Raw genomic sequence first — 16,571 nt, 5'->3', positions numbered from 1 at the left:
AGGAGACATTATGAATCTGGATGAAATGGTGGCGCTTAGTGTAAAGCATAATGCGGCCGATCTGCACCTTTGCAGCGGACATTTGCCCTACTGGCGGCGGCAGGGGAGGCTGGAGGCGATTCCGCAGCAGAGCCCGCTCTCGGCCGCCTGGATGACGGAGTTTATGGCCCGCTGGCTCAGTGAAGCCCAGCGCCAGCAGCTGGCGCGTGACGGGCAGATCGATTTCGCCCTGAGCCTCGCCGACGGTCAGCGTCTGCGCGCCAGTCTGTTTATGCAGCGCAATGGCCTGTCGCTGGCGCTGCGCCTTATCTTTGCGGTCTGTCCCACGCTGGAGAGCCTGCAGCTTCCCGCCGTGGTGCCGACGCTGCTGGAGCAGCAGGATGGATTGATTCTGGTCACCGGGGCGACCGGAAGCGGCAAATCCACCACGCTGGCGGCGCTGGTGGATGCGCTGAATCGCCAGCATGCCCGTCATATCATCACGCTGGAAGATCCCATTGAATTTATCCACCACAGCCAGCAGTCGCTGATACAGCAGCGTGAAATCGGCCTGCACTGCCCCTCTTTCTCACTGGGCATCACAGCGGCGCTGCGGGAAGATCCCGATGTGATTCTGCTGGGCGAGCTGCGCGACAGCGACACCATCCGTCAGGCGCTGACGGCGGCGGAAACGGGGCATCTGGTGCTGGCAACCCTGCACACCCGTGGCGCGGCGCAGGCGGTGGACAGGCTGGTGGATGTCTTTCCGGCGGAGGAGAAACCGCTGGTGCGAACGCAGCTGGCGGGCAGCCTGAAAGCGGTCATTGCGCAGCGGCTGGTGCCTGCCGTTGCCGGATCGCGCATCGGGCTGTTCGAGATCCTGGTTGCGACACCGGGCATCACTCATCTGATTCGGGAGGGCAAGATGCACCAGATCCCTGCTCTGTTGCAGACCGGCGCACAGGCCGGTATGCAAACCTTTGAGCAGAGCAGGCTGGCACGTGAAGCTGCCGGACTGATCGCGTCAGGTCAGTAGTGGTTCTCGAACCAGTCCTGCAAAATGATGGCGGCCGACTGTGAATCCACCGACCCTTTACTGAGCGCACGGTAACCGCCACGTTCGAAGAGACCCGCACGCGCTTCAACGGTGCTGAGGCGCTCATCCTGCAGCTCGACCCGGATGCCAAACCGACCGTGCAGGCGATTGGCAAATTTTCGCGCCCGGGCCGTTAACGGCTGTTCAGTGCCATCCATATTGAGGGGTAAACCCACCACCACGAAATCGGGCTGCCACTCTTTCAGCAGCTTTTCAATGAGCAGCCAGTCTGGCGTGCCATCCTGGGCTTTCAGCGCCGCCAGGGGGCGGGCGCTGCCGGTGAGTTGCTGACCGACGGCGACACCAATGCTTTTGGTGCCGAAGTCGAAACCTAACAGTGTTTGCGTTGACATCAGGCGTGTCCGGCGTCGCTGGCCATGTTGTGAATATCGACGCCGATGCTGCGCGCCGCTTCGCGCCAGCGCTCTGCGATAGGCGTCTGGAACAGGATATTGCTGTTGGCTGGGGTCGTGAGCCAGGCATTTTCCATCAGCTCATTCTCCAGCTGATCTTTTTCCCAGGCGCAGTACCCCAGCGCCACCAGCACATTTGTGGGCTGAGAGGCGGTGCCAATCGACTCCAGCACGTCACGGGATGTGGTGATGACGGTGTTGTCGGAGACACGAATGCTGGAGGTAAAAGTCCTTTGCGCTGAGTGCAGAATAAAGCCGCGATCTTCCGCCAGCGGGCCACCGGTGAAGACCGGCTTATCCAGCCTGATGGCCGGGTCGCGATCGTCAGCAGAGATTTTCAGCTTCTTCAGAATGCCTTCAACCGTCAGGTTTTCCATGGGTTTATTGATGATCAGTCCCATTGCACCTTCTTCGTTATGTTCGCAGAGATAGACCACGGAACGCTTGAAGAAAGGGTCCTGCAATGAAGGCATGGCAATCAAAAAGTGATGTTGTAAATTCATTCTCACACGATGTACCAAAAAAATAACCGGCACGCGACGGCCGCACCGGTATTGGGTTGATCACGGAGCCTCGCCCCGGCGTCTTGCTCAGCCCAGGCGTTTCTCAATGGCATCCATCAACATGCCGGTGATGGAGATCGGGAACGCAGCCTCAATTTCACGAATGCAGGTCGGGCTGGTCACGTTAACTTCAGTCAGTTTATCACCGATGATGTCGAGACCGACAAAAATCAGTCCTTTTGCTTTCAGCGTCGGGCCAACACGGCGCGCAATTTCCCAGTCGCTTTCGCTCAGTGGACGGGCTTCACCGCGCCCACCGGCGGCGAGATTGCCGCGCGTTTCACCGCCCTGCGGGATACGCGCCAGGCAGTAAGGAACCGGCTCGCCATCCACGACCAGCACACGCTTGTCACCCTCTTTGATAGCCGGGATATAGTTCTGCGCCATGCAGAAGCGGCTTTCGTGCTCGGTCAGGGTTTCCGTGATGACGCCAAAGTTAGGATCGTCCTGCTTCACGCGGAAGATAGAGGCGCCGCCCATGCCATCCAGCGGTTTCATGATGATGTCGCCATGCTCCTGCCAGAACGCGCGCAGCTGCTCTTTGCGGCGGGTCACGAGGGTCTCAGGCGTGAACTCCGCAAACCAGGCGGTGTAGAGCTTTTCGTTACAGTCACGCAGGCTCTGCGGTTTATTCACGATCAGCGTTCCCAGCTCTTCTGCGCGCTCCAGAATGTAGGTCGCATAGATGAACTCGGTGTCGAAAGGGGGATCTTTACGCATCAGGATCACATTCAGGTCAGCCAGCGGGATCTCCTGCTCGCTGCCGAACTGATACCAGCTATCCGCATTCTGCTCAACGCTCAGCAGGCGGGTGCGGGCAGAGGCGACGCCACCGCGCATCGAGAGATCGTGCATCTCCATGTAGTGAATTTCATAACCACGGCGCTGTGCTTCCAGCAACATGGCGAAGCTGGAGTCTTTTTTAATATTGATGGACGAAATAGGGTCCATCACGATGCCAAGCTTAATCATTATTATCTCCTCGGTAAGGCGTTGATCGCCTCGTTCGGTTCGGTCTGCAGTGGGCCGAACAGTCAGGACACTATGCCTGCTCTCTCACCGCCGAAAGTATCGCTTAACCCAGGTCGCCAAACCTCACCTGAAGTGCCGTAATGGCGGTCAGCGCGGTGGTTTCGGTTCGCAGAACCCGTGGGCCAAGCAGGATGTCCGTAAAATCGTGCTGCGCCGTCATCGCAATCTCGTCCGCTGACAGGCCGCCTTCCGGGCCAATCAGCAGCCGGACCCGCTCCACAGGCTGTGGCAGCGTGTTAATACTCTGGCTGGCACGCGGATGCAGGTTGAGCTTCAGACCGCTGTCCGCTTCCGCACACCAGGCTTCCAGCGTCATCGCTTCACGAATTTCCGGCACGCGATTGCGGCCACACTGCTCGCAGGCGGCAATCGCAATTTTCTGCCACTGCTGGATCTTCTTCGCCAGACGCTCAGCATCAAGCTTTACGCCACAGCGCTCGGAAAACAAGGGTGTAATGACGTTCACGCCCAGTTCAATTGATTTCTGGATAGTGAATTCCATTTTTTCACCGCGCGACATCACCTGACCTAAATGCAGATGCAGGGGTGACTCGCGATCGTCCGGCTGGCTCTCTGTGACCGATACTTTTACACGCTTTTTATCAACATGCGTGATCTCTGCTGCAAAAGTCAGATTAGTGCCATCAAAGAGTTCCAGACGCTGGCCTGCTGTCATCCGCAGGACCCGGCCCACATGGTTGGATGCATCTTCATCCAGAGTAATTTCACTGCCGATGTTCAGAGGCGCGGCGTGATAGATGCGAGGTATGCGCATAAGGTTCCTGAGACCGGACGCCGCGCTGCAGCGGCGTCATGGGAAAAGAGCTAGTGTAGGGCAGGGATTTTAGCGCTGGCAAGCCTGCTGCACATAAGGATTGTGATTGCCCTGCACCCTGGCAATCCGCTGGTCGCGTTCGCACTCCCACGGCGTGACAGGATAGAGCTTATCCCAGGCGGTAAACAGCTGCGTCTGCTGGCGCGAAATGCGCAGATGGTACTGGTCGCGCATATAGAAATAAGTGCGGGCAATCGCGCCCCGCGCCCGCGCAGGCGGCTCCGCCTGCTTCAGTTTAAAGTCTATCTTCATCTCACACTGACCATACTGCTTCTCGCTGCCGTTCCACTGACTGTAAGCGAAGTTGCCGCGGTCGCCATTCACTTCACCCACCGCAGGCTGCAGGTTGTGCAGATCGGTTTCGATGCGGCGATAGTCGGGGTCTTTGTTGCAGTTTTTGCGGCCACCGTCCTGCCAGCACTGGCGCTGATGTCCAAACTCCCACGCAGGCATCACATGTTCCCACTCAATGCGTGCGGCGCGATTCGCATTTTTGCGCACCTGATAGCCACAGCTGTTGAGATCGGGAATGCCCTTTTTTCCCTGCCATGTAATTTTACAGCCACAGTAAAAGGAGCCCGGTGCATCGGCGTTAATCGCCGCAGCAAAGGTTTTAGCCTGCTGAAAGTTATTCTGATGATAGTTATTCAGGTTGATAGCGTCAGCGGCAGGGGCAAACAGCAACGCCACCGCCAGACTTAAAATGCGAGACATATTCCAGCTTCTGTTCAGTACAAAAAAGGGCGGCAGGTTAACAGAATGTCCAATAGGGCGGAATGGGGATTAGTCTCAGGCTGGCACAAACTCGCCCGCGGTCAGCAGGCTTCCGCAGTGCACGCAGCGATACTCACTCTCTTTGCGCACCACCCGATTGTGGCGCCGCACCGTAAGCTGGTGCTGCTGGCACTGACAGCGATAGGCAAAGGTCTTGCTGCGCACGGAAGCGATCTCAAACTGATGGGTGCGCCGCGCCGGCACGCCCAGCACCTGCTCCATCATCCACTTCCACTCTTTGCCGTGCGGCGCAACGCGACCAAACTGTTTCCAGACCAGCAGATGCGCCAGCTCATGCGGCACCACTTCATCAATAAACGCCTGCTGATTTTCCAGCAGCAGCACCGGATTAATGCGGATTTCCCAGGCGGCCAGCCAGGCCGTGCCCGCCGCCGTGCCGCGCTGCTGGTAGAGCAGGGCAGGTTCCGGGTAGTCCGTTTTCAGGGCCTGATTGGCACGCGCAAGCGACTGGCGCAGCGAGCGCATCACCGCCTGCTGCAGGGCAATAGGGAGACGAGGTGTTTTCATGGCGTTCAGGATAATCATCGCTGTCCGGGAACTCAACATAACCCGCGAAAATGGCAGCAGCGTGGCTATAATCTGCCGCCCCGTTTCCGGCACGGCAGGCGGCGGCCACAGGGTGGTCAGACGAGGCGCGGCAGCGGCGGAAATTTCCGGATTCAATATGGTTATCGGCGTTTTTAGAATATCCTATTGATAAGGTTCACTGCAGCGTGAACCGATGAGATGCGACAGGCACAGTGTACGGACAACGCAATGAAAAATAATAACATCAGGAAGCAGCGCATTGTGCTGGTGACCGATTTGATGGCAGGTCGCGGCGGTATGGAGAATGTGACCGGTCAGCTGATTACCGCGCTGAATGCAGAGGCCGGAACGGAAGCGGGGCTGTTTATTATCAACAGCGGCGAAGAGAGCCACTCCCGTGCCTGGACCGCCAACGCTGTTTTAGCCGAGAGCGTCTGCACGCTGCGCAACAAAAAGATAAAAAATCTGATTCATACGCTGCGAATGGCCGCCTTTTTTCGCCGCTATCAGCCCGATCATGTCCTGACCCTGAATACGATTCCCTGCCTGATGACGCGCCGCGCCATCAGCCTCTCCGGCCGTAAAATCATGCTGTCGAGCTGGATGCATCTGCCCCCGCGTGAACGTTACCGTCCTCACTATCTGCTGCGGGCCGATCACCATTTCGCCATCAGCCAGCAGATTAAACAGCAGCTGGTGGATCTGGGCGCGCGCGATACAGACGTTGATGTGATCTATAACCCGGTAAAGCGCACTGAGGTGGTCATTGGCCGCCCTCAGGGGCTGAAGTTTCTCTATATCGGGCGCATCCACTTCCAGCGGCAGAAACAGCTGAAAGATCTGTTTGATGCCCTGCAGCAGGTCAGCGTCCCCTGGACGCTGGAGATGGTGGGAGATGGCGAGGATCTGGCGCAGTGCCAGCACTACGCGGCGCAGCTTGGGATTGCGGATCGCATCACCTGGCATGGCTGGCAGGAGAACGCCTGGGAGTATGTCCTCCACCACATCAGACAGGTCAGCTGTCTGCTCATGACCTCCAACTTTGAGGGGTTCCCGCTGATCCTGCTGGAGGCGATGTCGCGCGGCGTCTACTGCGTCTCATCCGACTGCATCAGCGGTCCGGCGGAAATTATTCAGAACGGTCACAATGGTCAGCTCTACCCTGTCAATGACAGCATGGCGCTGGCCGCTATTCTCAACGCCATGAGCGGGGATTTCCGTTTCCCTGACCATCAGGTTATTAAAGCGAGCATCACCGGTTTTTATGAGGAAAATTATATGAAGCACCTGATGACCGTGCTTAATCGCCTTACTGAGGTTAAGCATGACGAATAAAACCGAACGCAATGGATTAACGTTACTGGTTAATTTCTCCGTGATTGCGCTCTGCCTGGCACTCTCACTGAATATGTTTGTTACCGGTCTGCCGCAAAAAATATTCTACTTCGTCTCCTATCTCTCCGTTGCCTCCATACTCTATGGCCTGGTGCGCAGACGGAGCGACTTCAGGGGAGCGGGTTTTTATATTGCGCTGTTCGCTGTTCTGGTTGTCTTTGCCCTGATCCGTCTGTTCTGGGCCCTTCACGTTAAGGGGATTGAAACTGCCCCCTCAACCGATGCGATAACCAATATCGGCAACTACCTGCTGGGCGCGAAGCGGCTGTTGCTGGGCGCGTTTATTCTCCTCAGCCTGGCTATTTATGGCGATCGGGTTTCCCTGACCACGCTGCGTATCGGGAAAGTGCTCATTCTGATCGGACTGCTGATTACGCTGGGCTTCGGTATTCATGAGCATCTCTACACCGCGAACATCCGCATCAAACTCACGACTGAAGCGGCGTCGATGTCCTCCTACATGATTCTGTTTATCTACTGCGCCTGGCTGTGGCTGAGTCGTTTTGAGACGCATCGCTACTGGAAGGTTGCCGATGTGGTGGTGCTGGCTGTCACCTTCGCGCTGCTCTACCTGTGTGCGACCCGCGTGACCCTGATTGCGCTGATCGCCACAGGCCTGCTGTTTGTGGTGCAGAGTTACCGGCTGTCGCTGCTCACTAACTGGCGCGTCGGCACGCTGGCGGTAGGCGTCGTGGCGCTGCTGATCCTGATGACCAGTAACCGCTGGGTGGAAGGGGTGCAGGATATTGAGAACTTTGGCTCCAACAGCTCGACCTCGCTGGGTGCGCGCGTCGCGATCTGGGGCGGAGCGATGAACTTTATTGAGCATCATGGCGGCTTCGCGACGCCGGATGCGCGCACCACGGAGGCGCGTCAGTTCATCATCAAACACTATCCGCTCAATGTGGAAGGCTACACCAACGTCAAATACAACATGCACAACGAGTTTCTCGAAGTGACGACGTTACAGGGATGGCTGGGGACGCTGTCGCTGGCGCTGCTCTATCTGACGATGCTGGCGGGCTGGCTGAAGAAGTGCGATCTGCGCGGGGCGGCGCTGCCGATGCTGGCGCTGTTTATCACCGGGCTGACCGATTCGGTGCTGCCCTATAACCAGACTGCCACCATCTTTATCATGGCGCTGGCGCTCTGCTGCCTGCCGCGGCCTCGGCCGGACGTGCGGGTCACCCCGGTATGATAAGGGGCTGAACCAATAAAAAGGGCGGGGTTTCCTGAGAAACCCCGCCCTTTTTTTAGTGCTTAACGGTTAGTCGCGTGCACCGATGTCGCGCAGTTTTTTACCGGCCATCAGGTTACGTTCGATGTGTTCCAGCGAGACGTTTTTGGTCTCCGGAATCAGCATCAGCGTCAGCAGAATGAAGAACAGGTTAAGCAGCGCGTAGACCCAGAAGGTGTTGGCGTTGCCCAGGGTATTCAGCATCGTCAGGAAGGTCGCACCCACGATCATGTTGGCGATCCAGTTGGTGGTGGTCGAGACGGTGATACCGAAATCGCGGCCTTTCAGCGGCTGAATTTCAGAACAGAGTACCCAGATCAGCGGACCGGCTGACATCGCGAAGCCAACGATGAACATCAGCAGCATGCCTACCGCGAAGTACTGTGCGCCCGGCGAGGTAATGCCAAAGTGCAGCATCGTTCCCAGCACGCCCATACCGGCAGCCATCACCATAAAGCCCAGAATCAGGGTCGGTTTACGGCCCCAGCGATCCACCAGGCCAATGGCAATAAAGGTCGCCAGCACGTTGACCAGACCGACGATGACCGTACCCCACATCTGCTGCGTGGTGTTGGCGAAGCCGGCAATTTCAAAGATTTTAGGTGCGTAGTACATGATGACGTTCATACCGGTAAACTGCTGCATAACCTGCAACAGAATGCCGAGGTAGACGGCACGACGGAAGTGGCTGCTGCTGGTGAACAGACCCCAGCCAGACTGCTTGATCTTCAGGCTTTCACGAATCTCATCCAGCTCACGTTTTGCCTGCTCACTGGTGTCGCGCAGACGGTCCAGTACGCGTTGCGCATCGCGGAAGTTGCCACGCGCCGCCAGCCAGCGTGGGCTGTTTGGCAGGAAGAAGACACCGATCAGCAGCAGCAGGGCAGGGATGGTGATGACGCCCAGCATCCAGCGCCAGTTGCCGGTAAAGCTGAAGGCGGTATCAGACAGGTAAGCACCCAGAATCCCGATGGTGATCATCAGCTGATAGAGCGAAATCATACTGCCGCGAATTTTTTCTGGAGCGATTTCAGAAAGATAAAGCGGGGCGGTATAAGAGGCGACACCGACTGCCAGACCCAGCAATACGCGGGCGCTGATCAGCATTTCCGGGTTTGGCGCCATCGCCGACCAGAGAGAACCGATGACGAACAGAATCGCACCGGCCATCAGGCTCTTTTTACGGCCCAGGCGGGAGGACATCCAGCCGCTGCCGATAGCCCCCACCGCAGCACCAAACATCATGGAACTGACGATCCACTCCTGCTGATGAGCGGTAACGTTGAAGTCCTTTGCGATAAATGGCAGGGCACCGGCAATCACGCCGATATCCAGACCGAACAGCAGACCCGCAAGGGCTGCCAGAAAGCAGACAAATAAGGTCATCGCCTTATTTGAAGTTCTGCTTTTGTGTGTATTGCCAGGCATTTTAGCCTCCAGGTTTATCCATCATTGTTTTTATCAATGTTAAAAAACCTTTTACGGGAAAAAAGTGAGTCTGATCACATCAGTGTAATCGCTTACACACGCTGAAACCCTGAAATTCAGCATATTTTACCCGTAAAGATTAATTAACCAGTGAGGTATAGCACTCATTAAGTTTCTGACAATGCTCTATTTATTGGCTATCAGACGACGCTGAAAATAACGCATTTTGAACAGAATAACCACGTGCGTTAAATCTTAAATGTCAGATAAACAAAGCATTTCAATTTGTAATCGTTAACATTTTGTTGTCAGAAAAAGCGCAATGAAGTGTAGCTGAGATTAGGAAACCTGCTGAGGGGCGGCGAGAAGGTCGGGCAGAAGCGTTTTATCCGGTCAGAAGGGGGCAGGCCGGGAATGCAAAACAGAGCGCAATCTGCCCGTGCTGCACGAAGGCAAAGCCACTGAAAAAGCAATAAAAAACCCTGCCGGCGTGGCAGGGTTTCATGATCAGCCGGAAAACTTACAGGCCAGCCGCTTCACGCAGCAGGGCGGCTTTATCGGTTTTTTCCCATGGGAAATGTTCGCGACCAAAGTGACCGTAAGCGGCGGTCTCTTTGTAGATAGGGTGCAGCAGATCCAGCATCTGAATCAGACCATATGGACGCAGGTCGAAGAATTCACGCACCAGCAGCGTCAGCTGTTCGGTCGCAATTTTCTCGGTGCCAAAGGTTTCCACCATGATGGAGGTCGGTTCAGCAACGCCGATCGCATAAGAGACCTGAATTTCACAACGGTCAGCCAGACCGGCTGCGACGATGTTTTTCGCGACATAACGCGCTGCATAGGCCGCAGAGCGGTCAACTTTTGACGGATCTTTACCGGAAAACGCACCGCCACCGTGACGCGCCATGCCGCCGTAGGTGTCGACGATGATTTTACGACCGGTCAGACCGCAATCGCCCATCGGGCCGCCGATCACAAAGCGGCCGGTCGGGTTGATGTGATATTTGGTTGAGGCATTCAGCCACTCGGCAGGCAGAACCGGCTTGATGATCTCTTCCATCACCGCTTCCTGCAGATCTTTCTGGCTGATGGACTCCGCGTGCTGCGTTGACAGCACGACCGCGTCGATGCCGACAATTTTGCCATCGTCATACTGGAAAGTGACCTGGCTCTTGGCATCCGGACGCAGCCACGGCAGGGCGCCGTTTTTACGCACTTCTGCCTGACGCTGAACCAGACGGTGTGCATAGGTCACCGGTGCAGGCATCAGAACGTCGGTTTCGTTGGTCGCATAACCGAACATCAGGCCCTGGTCGCCCGCGCCCTGTTCCAGCGGATCGGTGCGGTCAACACCCTGATTGATATCCTGAGACTGTTTGCCAATCGCGCTCAATACGGCGCAGGAGTTGGCATCAAAGCCCATATCGGAATGAACATAGCCGATTTCGCGAACGGTGTTACGGGTGATCTCTTCGATATCGACCCAGGCGCTGGTGGTGATTTCACCACCAACCAGTACCATACCGGTTTTAACGTAGGTTTCGCAGGCCACACGCGCTTTTGGATCCTGTTCCAGGATCGCATCCAGCACGGCATCGGAAATCTGGTCGGCGATTTTATCGGGATGTCCTTCTGATACGGACTCGGACGTAAAAAGGTGTTTAGCCATTCTGTTCTTTACCTTAAATATGGTTTGAATTCGACTGCATAGCGCCAGTGAGGTTATCTGACCTGACGCCCCTTCAGGCAAAGCCGCGAGCAGTGAGGTTGTGTCAGCACAGCAGGCCAACACCGCCTGGATATTAACCTGTTTAGATGGAAAACCATCTGGACGGCTATTTTAGGATAGAGGATAAACCAATTACCAGCCCTTTTTCTGTTTCGGCATTTTACCTGTCAGCTTTATCGGCATAATTTGCTGACACTCCACGGAATTACCCGATAATCTTTTTGCTTTTTAGCGCCGTAAACGGTATAAAACGCCGCTGCTTCGCTAGCCGCAGCAAGGATGACGCCACTGTGTGCGTCGCGCCCGTCAGACACCGGTCTGGCTTTCACCCTGGTTGTTCTCCATGTGCCCCCGGCATATGCGGAGGTGATACAAGTAATGAACCACGCTTTTTCTTCTCCCGGTTCTCTGCGCTCTGGCGCAACACTGGCGCGCTCCTGCCTCCCCTCTGTTTCTCTTTCCAGCCGACAATATCTGCGATGCGGTAATTTTACCGACACGAGCGCTGGCTAATCTTTACCTCTGTTCTCAGGGCTTTGTCTCTTCTCTGCGTCCACGCAGTGGAACGAGACCGGTTATCTATGGTCAATAAAGATCGGGTAAATGTTCTCTGTTTAAACGGATCTGGCCAGGGTGTTTTACACTTAACTCATATGCGTGAAGCGCGCTGACGGCAACGTCAGGTGAACAGGACATGACGTTTAATGGGGTATCTGCGTTTCAGATTAGCGGCCATAAAGCCGGTTAACAGTTTCATCTTTCAACGGAAAATTGAGGTTCGCGATGTCTGACGACATGAAGAATATCAAAGGTTCGTCAGCTGGCGAACAGGGTGCACTCCGCTCCATGCAGGAGGTTGCAATGAACGATCAGGACGCGAGCAAAATGTTGCGGACGTACAACATCGCCTGGTGGGGCAACAACTATTACGACGTCAACGAACTGGGCCACATCAGTGTCTGCCCGGATCCGGATCGCCCGGATGTGCGCGTCGATTTAGCCCGGCTGGTGAAAGAGCGCGAAGCACAGGGTCAGCGTCTGCCCGCGCTGTTCTGCTTCCCGCAGATCCTGCAACATCGTCTGCGCTCTATTAATGGCGCGTTCAAACGTGCGCGTGAATCCTACGGCTATACCGGTGACTACTTCCTGGTTTACCCGATTAAAGTCAACCAGCATAAACGCGTCATTGAATCCCTGACCCAGTGCGGTGAACCGCTGGGCCTGGAGGCTGGCTCGAAAGCGGAGCTGATGGCGGTGCTGGCACATGCGGGTCAGACCCGCACGGTGATCGTCTGTAACGGTTATAAAGACCGGGAATATATTCGTCTGGCGCTGATTGGCGAGAAGATGGGCCACAAGGTCTATCTGGTGCTGGAAAAAATGACCGAGGTGCGGCTGGTGCTGGAAGAGGCGGAGCGTCTGAACGTGGTGCCGCGTCTGGGTATCCGTGCTCGCCTGGCGTCACAGGGCTCCGGCAAGTGGCAGTCGAGCGGCGGCGAAAAGTCGAAGTTTGGCCTGTCAGCGACGCAGGTGCTGAAGCTGGTTGAGATTATGCGCGAAGCGGGCCGCATCGACAGCCTGCAGCTGCTGCATTTCCATCTTGGTTCACAGATGTCCAATATCCGCGATATCGCCACCGGTGTGCGTGAGTCGGCGCGTTTCTATGTCGAACTGGCGAAGCTGGGCGTAAACATCAAATGTTTCGACGTCGGCGGCGGTCTGGGTGTCGATTATGAAGGCACGCGCTCGCAGTCTGACTGTTCGGTCAACTATGGCCTCAACGAGTACGCTAACAACGTGATCTGGGGCATCGGGGCCGCCTGTGATGAGCACGGCCTGGAGCACCCGACGGTGATCACCGAGTCCGGTCGCGCCGTGACCGCACACCATACGGTGCTGGTTTCTAACATCATCGGCGTGGAGCGCAACGAGTTCAGCGAACCTGAAACGCCGGATGCCGATGCGCCGCGCCCGATTCTCAGCATGTGGGAAACCTGGCAGGAGATGCACGAGCCGGATACCCGCCGTTCGCTGCGTGAGTGGCTGCACGACAGCCAGATGGACCTGTTCGATATCCACACCGGCTACTCCTCCGGCACTTACGATCTTAAGCAGCGTTCATGGGCTGAGCAGCTCTATCTGAGCATCTGTCACTATATTCAGCAGCATCTCGATCCGAGCAACCGTGCGCATCGTCCGATCATCGACGAACTGCAGGAGCGAATGGCGGATAAGATCTACGTTAACTTCTCGCTGTTCCAGTCGATGCCGGATGCATGGGGTATCGATCAGCTCTTCCCGGTTCTGCCGCTGGAAGGGCTGAATAAGAAGCCGGAACGCCGCGCTGTGCTGCTCGACATCACCTGTGACTCTGACGGTACCATCGATCACTATGTGGATGGCGACGGTATCGCCACCACCATGCCGATGCCGGAATATGACCTGGATAACCCGCCGATGCTGGGCTTCTTCATGGTCGGGGCTTATCAGGAAATTCTGGGCAACATGCACAACCTGTTCGGTGACACCGAGGCGGTGGATGTCTACGCACGCGAAAATGGCGAAGTGGAAGTGCAGCTGTCGGATGAGGGTGACACCGTGGCAGACATGCTGCGTTATGTGCAGCTTGATCCTAACCAGCTGATGTCGCTGTTCCGCAATCAGGTGCAGGCGTCCGATCTCGACGAAGAGCTTCGTGCCCAGTTCCTGGAAGAGTTTGAGAGCGGCCTCTACGGATACACCTATTTAGAAGATGAGTAATCGCATCGTTCAGCCCGCAATCGTATATTGCAGTTGCCGCTGACTATGCCGATAATCTGACCCACTCAATCCCTTCCTCGTCGGGCCTAACGACGCGGAGGGGATTTTTTTTATCTCAACCTTAACGGCTTGCGGGCCTGGCCCGACTTACGCATAGAGAGAGCAATTATGTATAACACGCTTGGCAATCAGTACGACAACTCCCTGGTCTCTAACGCCTTCGGCTTCATGCGCTTTCCGCTGAACTTCCAGCCTTATGACAGCGACGCGGAGTGGGTGATTACCGGTGTACCGTTTGATGCTGCCACCTCTGGTCGTCCGGGCAGCCGCCTGGGGCCGGGCGCCATCCGCCAGATCTCCACCAACCTGGCCTGGGAAGGCTGCCGCTGGCCGTGGGATTTCGATCTGCGTCAGCGTCTGAACGTTGTCGACTGCGGCGATCTGGTTTACGCCTTCGGTGACTCACAGGATCTCTCCGATAAATTACAGGCGCACGCCGAAAAACTGCTGGCCAGTGGCAAGCGCATGATGACTTTTGGCGGCGACCACTACGTGACGCTGCCGCTGCTGCGCGCGCATGCGAAACATTTCGGCAAGATGGCGCTGGTGCACTTTGATGCCCACACCGACACCTACTCCAACGGCCCGACCTTTGACCACGGCACCATGTTCTTTACCGCGCCGAAAGAGGGGCTGATCGATCCTCAGCACTCGGTGCAGATTGGTATCCGTACTGAATTTGACCGGAGCCTGGGCTTCAACGTGCTGGATGCGGCGCAGGTCAATGACCGCAGCGTTGACGATATCCTTGCTGAAGTAAAACGCACCGTCGGCGATCTGCCGGTCTATCTCACCTTCGACATCGACTGTCTGGACCCGGCTCATGCACCTGGCACCGGCACGCCGGTCATTGGCGGCCTGACCACCGATAAAGCGACCAAACTGATCCGTGGCCTGCAGGGCATGAACATCGTGGGTATGGATCTGGTGGAAGTGGCACCGGGCTATGACCATGCAGATTTAACTGCGCTGGCCGCGGCGACGCTGGCCCTGGATATGCTGCATGTTCAGGCGGCCAACAAGGGCTGATTTGCCGCACCCCTCTGATAAGTCTGCCGGTATAATCCGGCAGGCTTTGCTGCCGTCTCCCGCCATTCCCCCTCTGCGTTTTCCCCACGAATACCCTGTCTGACCGGCTGCTGGCCTCGGCCATGCGGTTCAGGCGCAACTGCACATCAGCAACTAAACTTAGTGACATCAATTTTCGACGTGGAGGCAATCATGGGCTTTCTTGATGAACTGGCGGGCTCACTGCAGGGCAGTCAGAGTGACGGGCACCTGCCCGGCCAGCTGCAGGCGGTGTGGCACTGGGTACAGGAGCAGGGCGGCATTGAAGTGCTGCTGCAAAAATTTCAGCAGGGCGGGCTGGGTGAAGTCTTTAGCTCGTGGATTGGCACCGGCAGCAATCAGCCGGTCGCGCACAGCGATATCCACTCGGCGTTTGGTCAGGCGGAACTGCAGTCACTGGCGGATAAGCTGGGAACCGACGTTAAGGGCGCAGCAGGCACGCTGGCGGTGATTCTGCCGCAGCTGATCGACAGGATGTCACCGCAGGGGCGAATGGATGAGGCGTCACTGCATGAGAATAAACTCGATTTAGGCTCAATGGTGGATCAGATATTTAAGCGCTGAATCAGCCAGAGCCGGAAGGTATCAGGCGCATCGCCCTGAAGGATGATGCGCCTGATTGTCTCTTATTTCGCGTCGGCAGCAATGCGATCGCGGATATGCTGAGCGCGCGCTTCTGAAGCCGGGTGGGAGTCAAACATTGAACTCTGACGGCCCTGTTCCAGCTTCGCCAGTTTCTCAAAGCTGGTGACCAGCCCCATCGGGTTAATGTTGCGTTTCTTCATCAGGTCATAGGAGTAGTCATCCGCCTGTGACTCCTGCGACTGGGAGAACTGCGCGTTGACCAGTTTCTCACCCAGTTCGCCCAGCTGCGACTGCGACAGCGAACCGATCACCCCGCCAACCGACGCGGCAGCCGTGCGGGCCGCAGTGGTGGCATACGCCAGCTGCATCGCTTTACGGGTGTGGCCCAGCGCAACGTGCCCCATCTCATGGCCCAGTACCCCTTCGACTTCATTGTCGGTCATCATATCCATCAGTCCGCTGTAGACACGGATACAGCCGTTTGCCATTGCCCAGGCGTTGACATCTTTCGTCTGGTAAACCTTGTAGTTAGCCGGGACGCCATTGATGTTATCGCCCAGCGCGGCGGCAATCTTGTTCAGACGCTGCTGATATTGGCTGTCAGCCGGCGCGATCTGATTCTCTTTGTCCATCTGCTCACAGGACTTATCGCTCAGCTGCTTAACCTGATCGTCGCTCAGCGTGTAAGCCTGATAAGCCTGTGCGCCTGACTGCATCAGCGCGTTATTGTCCAGCCCCTGACAGCCGCTCAGCAGCGTCGCCAGTCCAAGCGCTAATACCGTTTTCTGGATTTTCATGCTCTATCCCATTCATAACAAGGTAAGAAAAACAAACACCTGAAACCGTGCCAGGTGAATAAACGTTTTGGTTATAGCCTGCCAGTCTGCACTTTGCTAGCAGAGTTGGCCGGAAAAGCCATACGAAGCGGTGACATTTAGCGTTTTACAGCATGTACTTTTGCCCCGATTTTCATGTACATTGATGGGCAACTTTTTCCTTGTTTTGCCCGGTAACTCATTAATAACAATAAGTTAAGGCGCGAAGCATTAATCCGACCTGGAGTAG

15 protein-coding genes are annotated in these 16,571 nt (G+C 56.3%); 6 read left to right on the top strand and 9 right to left on the bottom strand.

What is annotated here, in order from left to right:
- Positions 1-10: 10 nt before the first annotated feature.
- Positions 11-1,015, top strand: a complete 1,005-nt coding sequence (locus OXR04_RS11280; RefSeq protein WP_267370009.1) for a type IV pilus twitching motility protein PilT — start codon at positions 11-13, stop codon at positions 1,013-1,015.
- Here OXR04_RS11280 and ruvX read toward each other — a convergent pair.
- The 6 genes from ruvX to OXR04_RS11250 all read right to left on the bottom strand — a co-directional run bounded on the left by ruvX (position 1,009) and on the right by OXR04_RS11250 (position 5,220).
- Positions 1,009-1,428 (bottom strand): Holliday junction resolvase RuvX, encoded by a 420-nt coding sequence (gene ruvX, locus OXR04_RS11275; protein WP_009087141.1) that lies wholly within the window; start codon positions 1,426-1,428, stop codon positions 1,009-1,011. The genes OXR04_RS11280 and ruvX overlap by 7 nt on opposite strands.
- Positions 1,428-1,991, bottom strand: a complete 564-nt coding sequence (locus OXR04_RS11270; RefSeq protein WP_009087140.1) for a YqgE/AlgH family protein — start codon at positions 1,989-1,991, stop codon at positions 1,428-1,430. Before OXR04_RS11270 ends, ruvX begins: the two co-directional genes overlap by 1 nt.
- 87 nt (positions 1,992-2,078) lie before the next feature.
- Entirely contained in the window at positions 2,079-3,023 is a 945-nt protein-coding gene (gene gshB, locus OXR04_RS11265; protein WP_046102511.1) for a glutathione synthase, read from the bottom strand.
- Positions 3,024-3,126: 103 nt separating this feature from the next.
- Complete coding sequence (gene rsmE / locus OXR04_RS11260) at positions 3,127-3,858, bottom strand: 16S rRNA (uracil(1498)-N(3))-methyltransferase (protein WP_009087137.1); 732 nt, start codon at positions 3,856-3,858, stop codon at positions 3,127-3,129.
- Between the two features lie 69 nt (positions 3,859-3,927).
- Positions 3,928-4,632 carry a deoxyribonuclease I gene (gene endA, locus OXR04_RS11255; RefSeq protein ID WP_009087136.1) on the bottom strand — a complete coding sequence of 235 codons (705 nt, stop codon included), beginning with the start codon at positions 4,630-4,632 and terminating at the stop codon, positions 3,928-3,930.
- Positions 4,633-4,707: 75 nt separating this feature from the next.
- On the bottom strand, positions 4,708-5,220 hold the full coding sequence (locus tag OXR04_RS11250) for a SprT family zinc-dependent metalloprotease (RefSeq protein WP_009087135.1): 513 nt from the start codon (positions 5,218-5,220) through the stop codon (positions 4,708-4,710).
- A 249-nt stretch (positions 5,221-5,469) separates the two neighbouring features.
- Between OXR04_RS11250 and OXR04_RS11245 the strand changes: the two genes are divergently transcribed.
- Positions 5,470-6,576: a glycosyltransferase gene (locus OXR04_RS11245; protein WP_009087134.1), complete on the top strand. Its 1,107-nt coding sequence runs from the start codon at positions 5,470-5,472 to the stop codon at positions 6,574-6,576.
- Complete coding sequence (locus OXR04_RS11240) at positions 6,566-7,834, top strand: O-antigen ligase family protein (protein WP_267370013.1); 1,269 nt, start codon at positions 6,566-6,568, stop codon at positions 7,832-7,834. The genes OXR04_RS11245 and OXR04_RS11240 overlap by 11 nt, the downstream gene beginning before the upstream one ends.
- Positions 7,835-7,903: 69 nt before the next feature.
- Here the strand turns inward: OXR04_RS11240 and OXR04_RS11235 are convergent, their stop codons facing one another.
- Complete coding sequence (locus tag OXR04_RS11235; RefSeq protein ID WP_009087132.1) at positions 7,904-9,301, bottom strand: sugar porter family MFS transporter; 1,398 nt, start codon at positions 9,299-9,301, stop codon at positions 7,904-7,906.
- 520 nt (positions 9,302-9,821) lie between these two features.
- Positions 9,822-10,973 (bottom strand): methionine adenosyltransferase, encoded by a 1,152-nt coding sequence (gene metK / locus OXR04_RS11230; protein ID WP_009087131.1) that lies wholly within the window; start codon positions 10,971-10,973, stop codon positions 9,822-9,824.
- A gap of 843 nt (positions 10,974-11,816) precedes the next feature.
- Between metK and speA the strand changes: the two genes are divergently transcribed.
- The 3 genes from speA to OXR04_RS11215 all read left to right on the top strand — a co-directional run bounded on the left by speA (position 11,817) and on the right by OXR04_RS11215 (position 15,485).
- Complete coding sequence (gene speA / locus OXR04_RS11225; RefSeq protein ID WP_009087130.1) at positions 11,817-13,793, top strand: biosynthetic arginine decarboxylase; 1,977 nt, start codon at positions 11,817-11,819, stop codon at positions 13,791-13,793.
- A 168-nt stretch (positions 13,794-13,961) separates the two neighbouring features.
- Entirely contained in the window at positions 13,962-14,882 is a 921-nt protein-coding gene (gene speB / locus OXR04_RS11220) for an agmatinase (protein ID WP_009087129.1), read from the top strand.
- 192 nt (positions 14,883-15,074) lie between these two features.
- On the top strand, positions 15,075-15,485 hold the full coding sequence (locus OXR04_RS11215) for a YidB family protein (RefSeq protein ID WP_009087128.1): 411 nt from the start codon (positions 15,075-15,077) through the stop codon (positions 15,483-15,485).
- 62 nt (positions 15,486-15,547) lie between these two features.
- Here OXR04_RS11215 and OXR04_RS11210 read toward each other — a convergent pair whose 3' ends face one another.
- On the bottom strand, positions 15,548-16,303 hold the full coding sequence (locus OXR04_RS11210) for a M48 family metallopeptidase (RefSeq protein WP_058958125.1): 756 nt from the start codon (positions 16,301-16,303) through the stop codon (positions 15,548-15,550).
- Between the last annotated feature and the right edge of the window lie 268 nt (positions 16,304-16,571).

Source organism: Pantoea sp. GM_Pan_3 (assembly GCF_026541045.1).
Taxonomy (GTDB): Bacteria; Pseudomonadota; Gammaproteobacteria; order Enterobacterales; family Enterobacteriaceae; genus Pantoea; species Pantoea anthophila.
This window is presented reverse-complemented; position numbering and strand designations above follow the sequence as displayed.

Coding starts and splice junctions, on each gene's coding strand:
- OXR04_RS11235 (WP_009087132.1), bottom strand. CDS start 9,301: ATGCCTGGCAATACACACAAAAGCAGAACTTCAAATAAGGCGATGACC.
- OXR04_RS11250 (WP_009087135.1), bottom strand. CDS start 5,220: ATGAAAACACCTCGTCTCCCTATTGCCCTGCAGCAGGCGGTGATGCGC.
- rsmE (WP_009087137.1), bottom strand. CDS start 3,858: ATGCGCATACCTCGCATCTATCACGCCGCGCCTCTGAACATCGGCAGT.
- speA (WP_009087130.1), top strand. CDS start 11,817: ATGTCTGACGACATGAAGAATATCAAAGGTTCGTCAGCTGGCGAACAG.
- endA (WP_009087136.1), bottom strand. CDS start 4,632: ATGTCTCGCATTTTAAGTCTGGCGGTGGCGTTGCTGTTTGCCCCTGCC.
- metK (WP_009087131.1), bottom strand. CDS start 10,973: ATGGCTAAACACCTTTTTACGTCCGAGTCCGTATCAGAAGGACATCCC.
- OXR04_RS11245 (WP_009087134.1), top strand. CDS start 5,470: ATGAAAAATAATAACATCAGGAAGCAGCGCATTGTGCTGGTGACCGAT.
- OXR04_RS11210 (WP_058958125.1), bottom strand. CDS start 16,303: ATGAAAATCCAGAAAACGGTATTAGCGCTTGGACTGGCGACGCTGCTG.
- OXR04_RS11270 (WP_009087140.1), bottom strand. CDS start 1,991: ATGAATTTACAACATCACTTTTTGATTGCCATGCCTTCATTGCAGGAC.
- OXR04_RS11280 (WP_267370009.1), top strand. CDS start 11: ATGAATCTGGATGAAATGGTGGCGCTTAGTGTAAAGCATAATGCGGCC.
- OXR04_RS11215 (WP_009087128.1), top strand. CDS start 15,075: ATGGGCTTTCTTGATGAACTGGCGGGCTCACTGCAGGGCAGTCAGAGT.
- OXR04_RS11240 (WP_267370013.1), top strand. CDS start 6,566: ATGACGAATAAAACCGAACGCAATGGATTAACGTTACTGGTTAATTTC.
- speB (WP_009087129.1), top strand. CDS start 13,962: ATGTATAACACGCTTGGCAATCAGTACGACAACTCCCTGGTCTCTAAC.
- ruvX (WP_009087141.1), bottom strand. CDS start 1,428: ATGTCAACGCAAACACTGTTAGGTTTCGACTTCGGCACCAAAAGCATT.
- gshB (WP_046102511.1), bottom strand. CDS start 3,023: ATGATTAAGCTTGGCATCGTGATGGACCCTATTTCGTCCATCAATATT.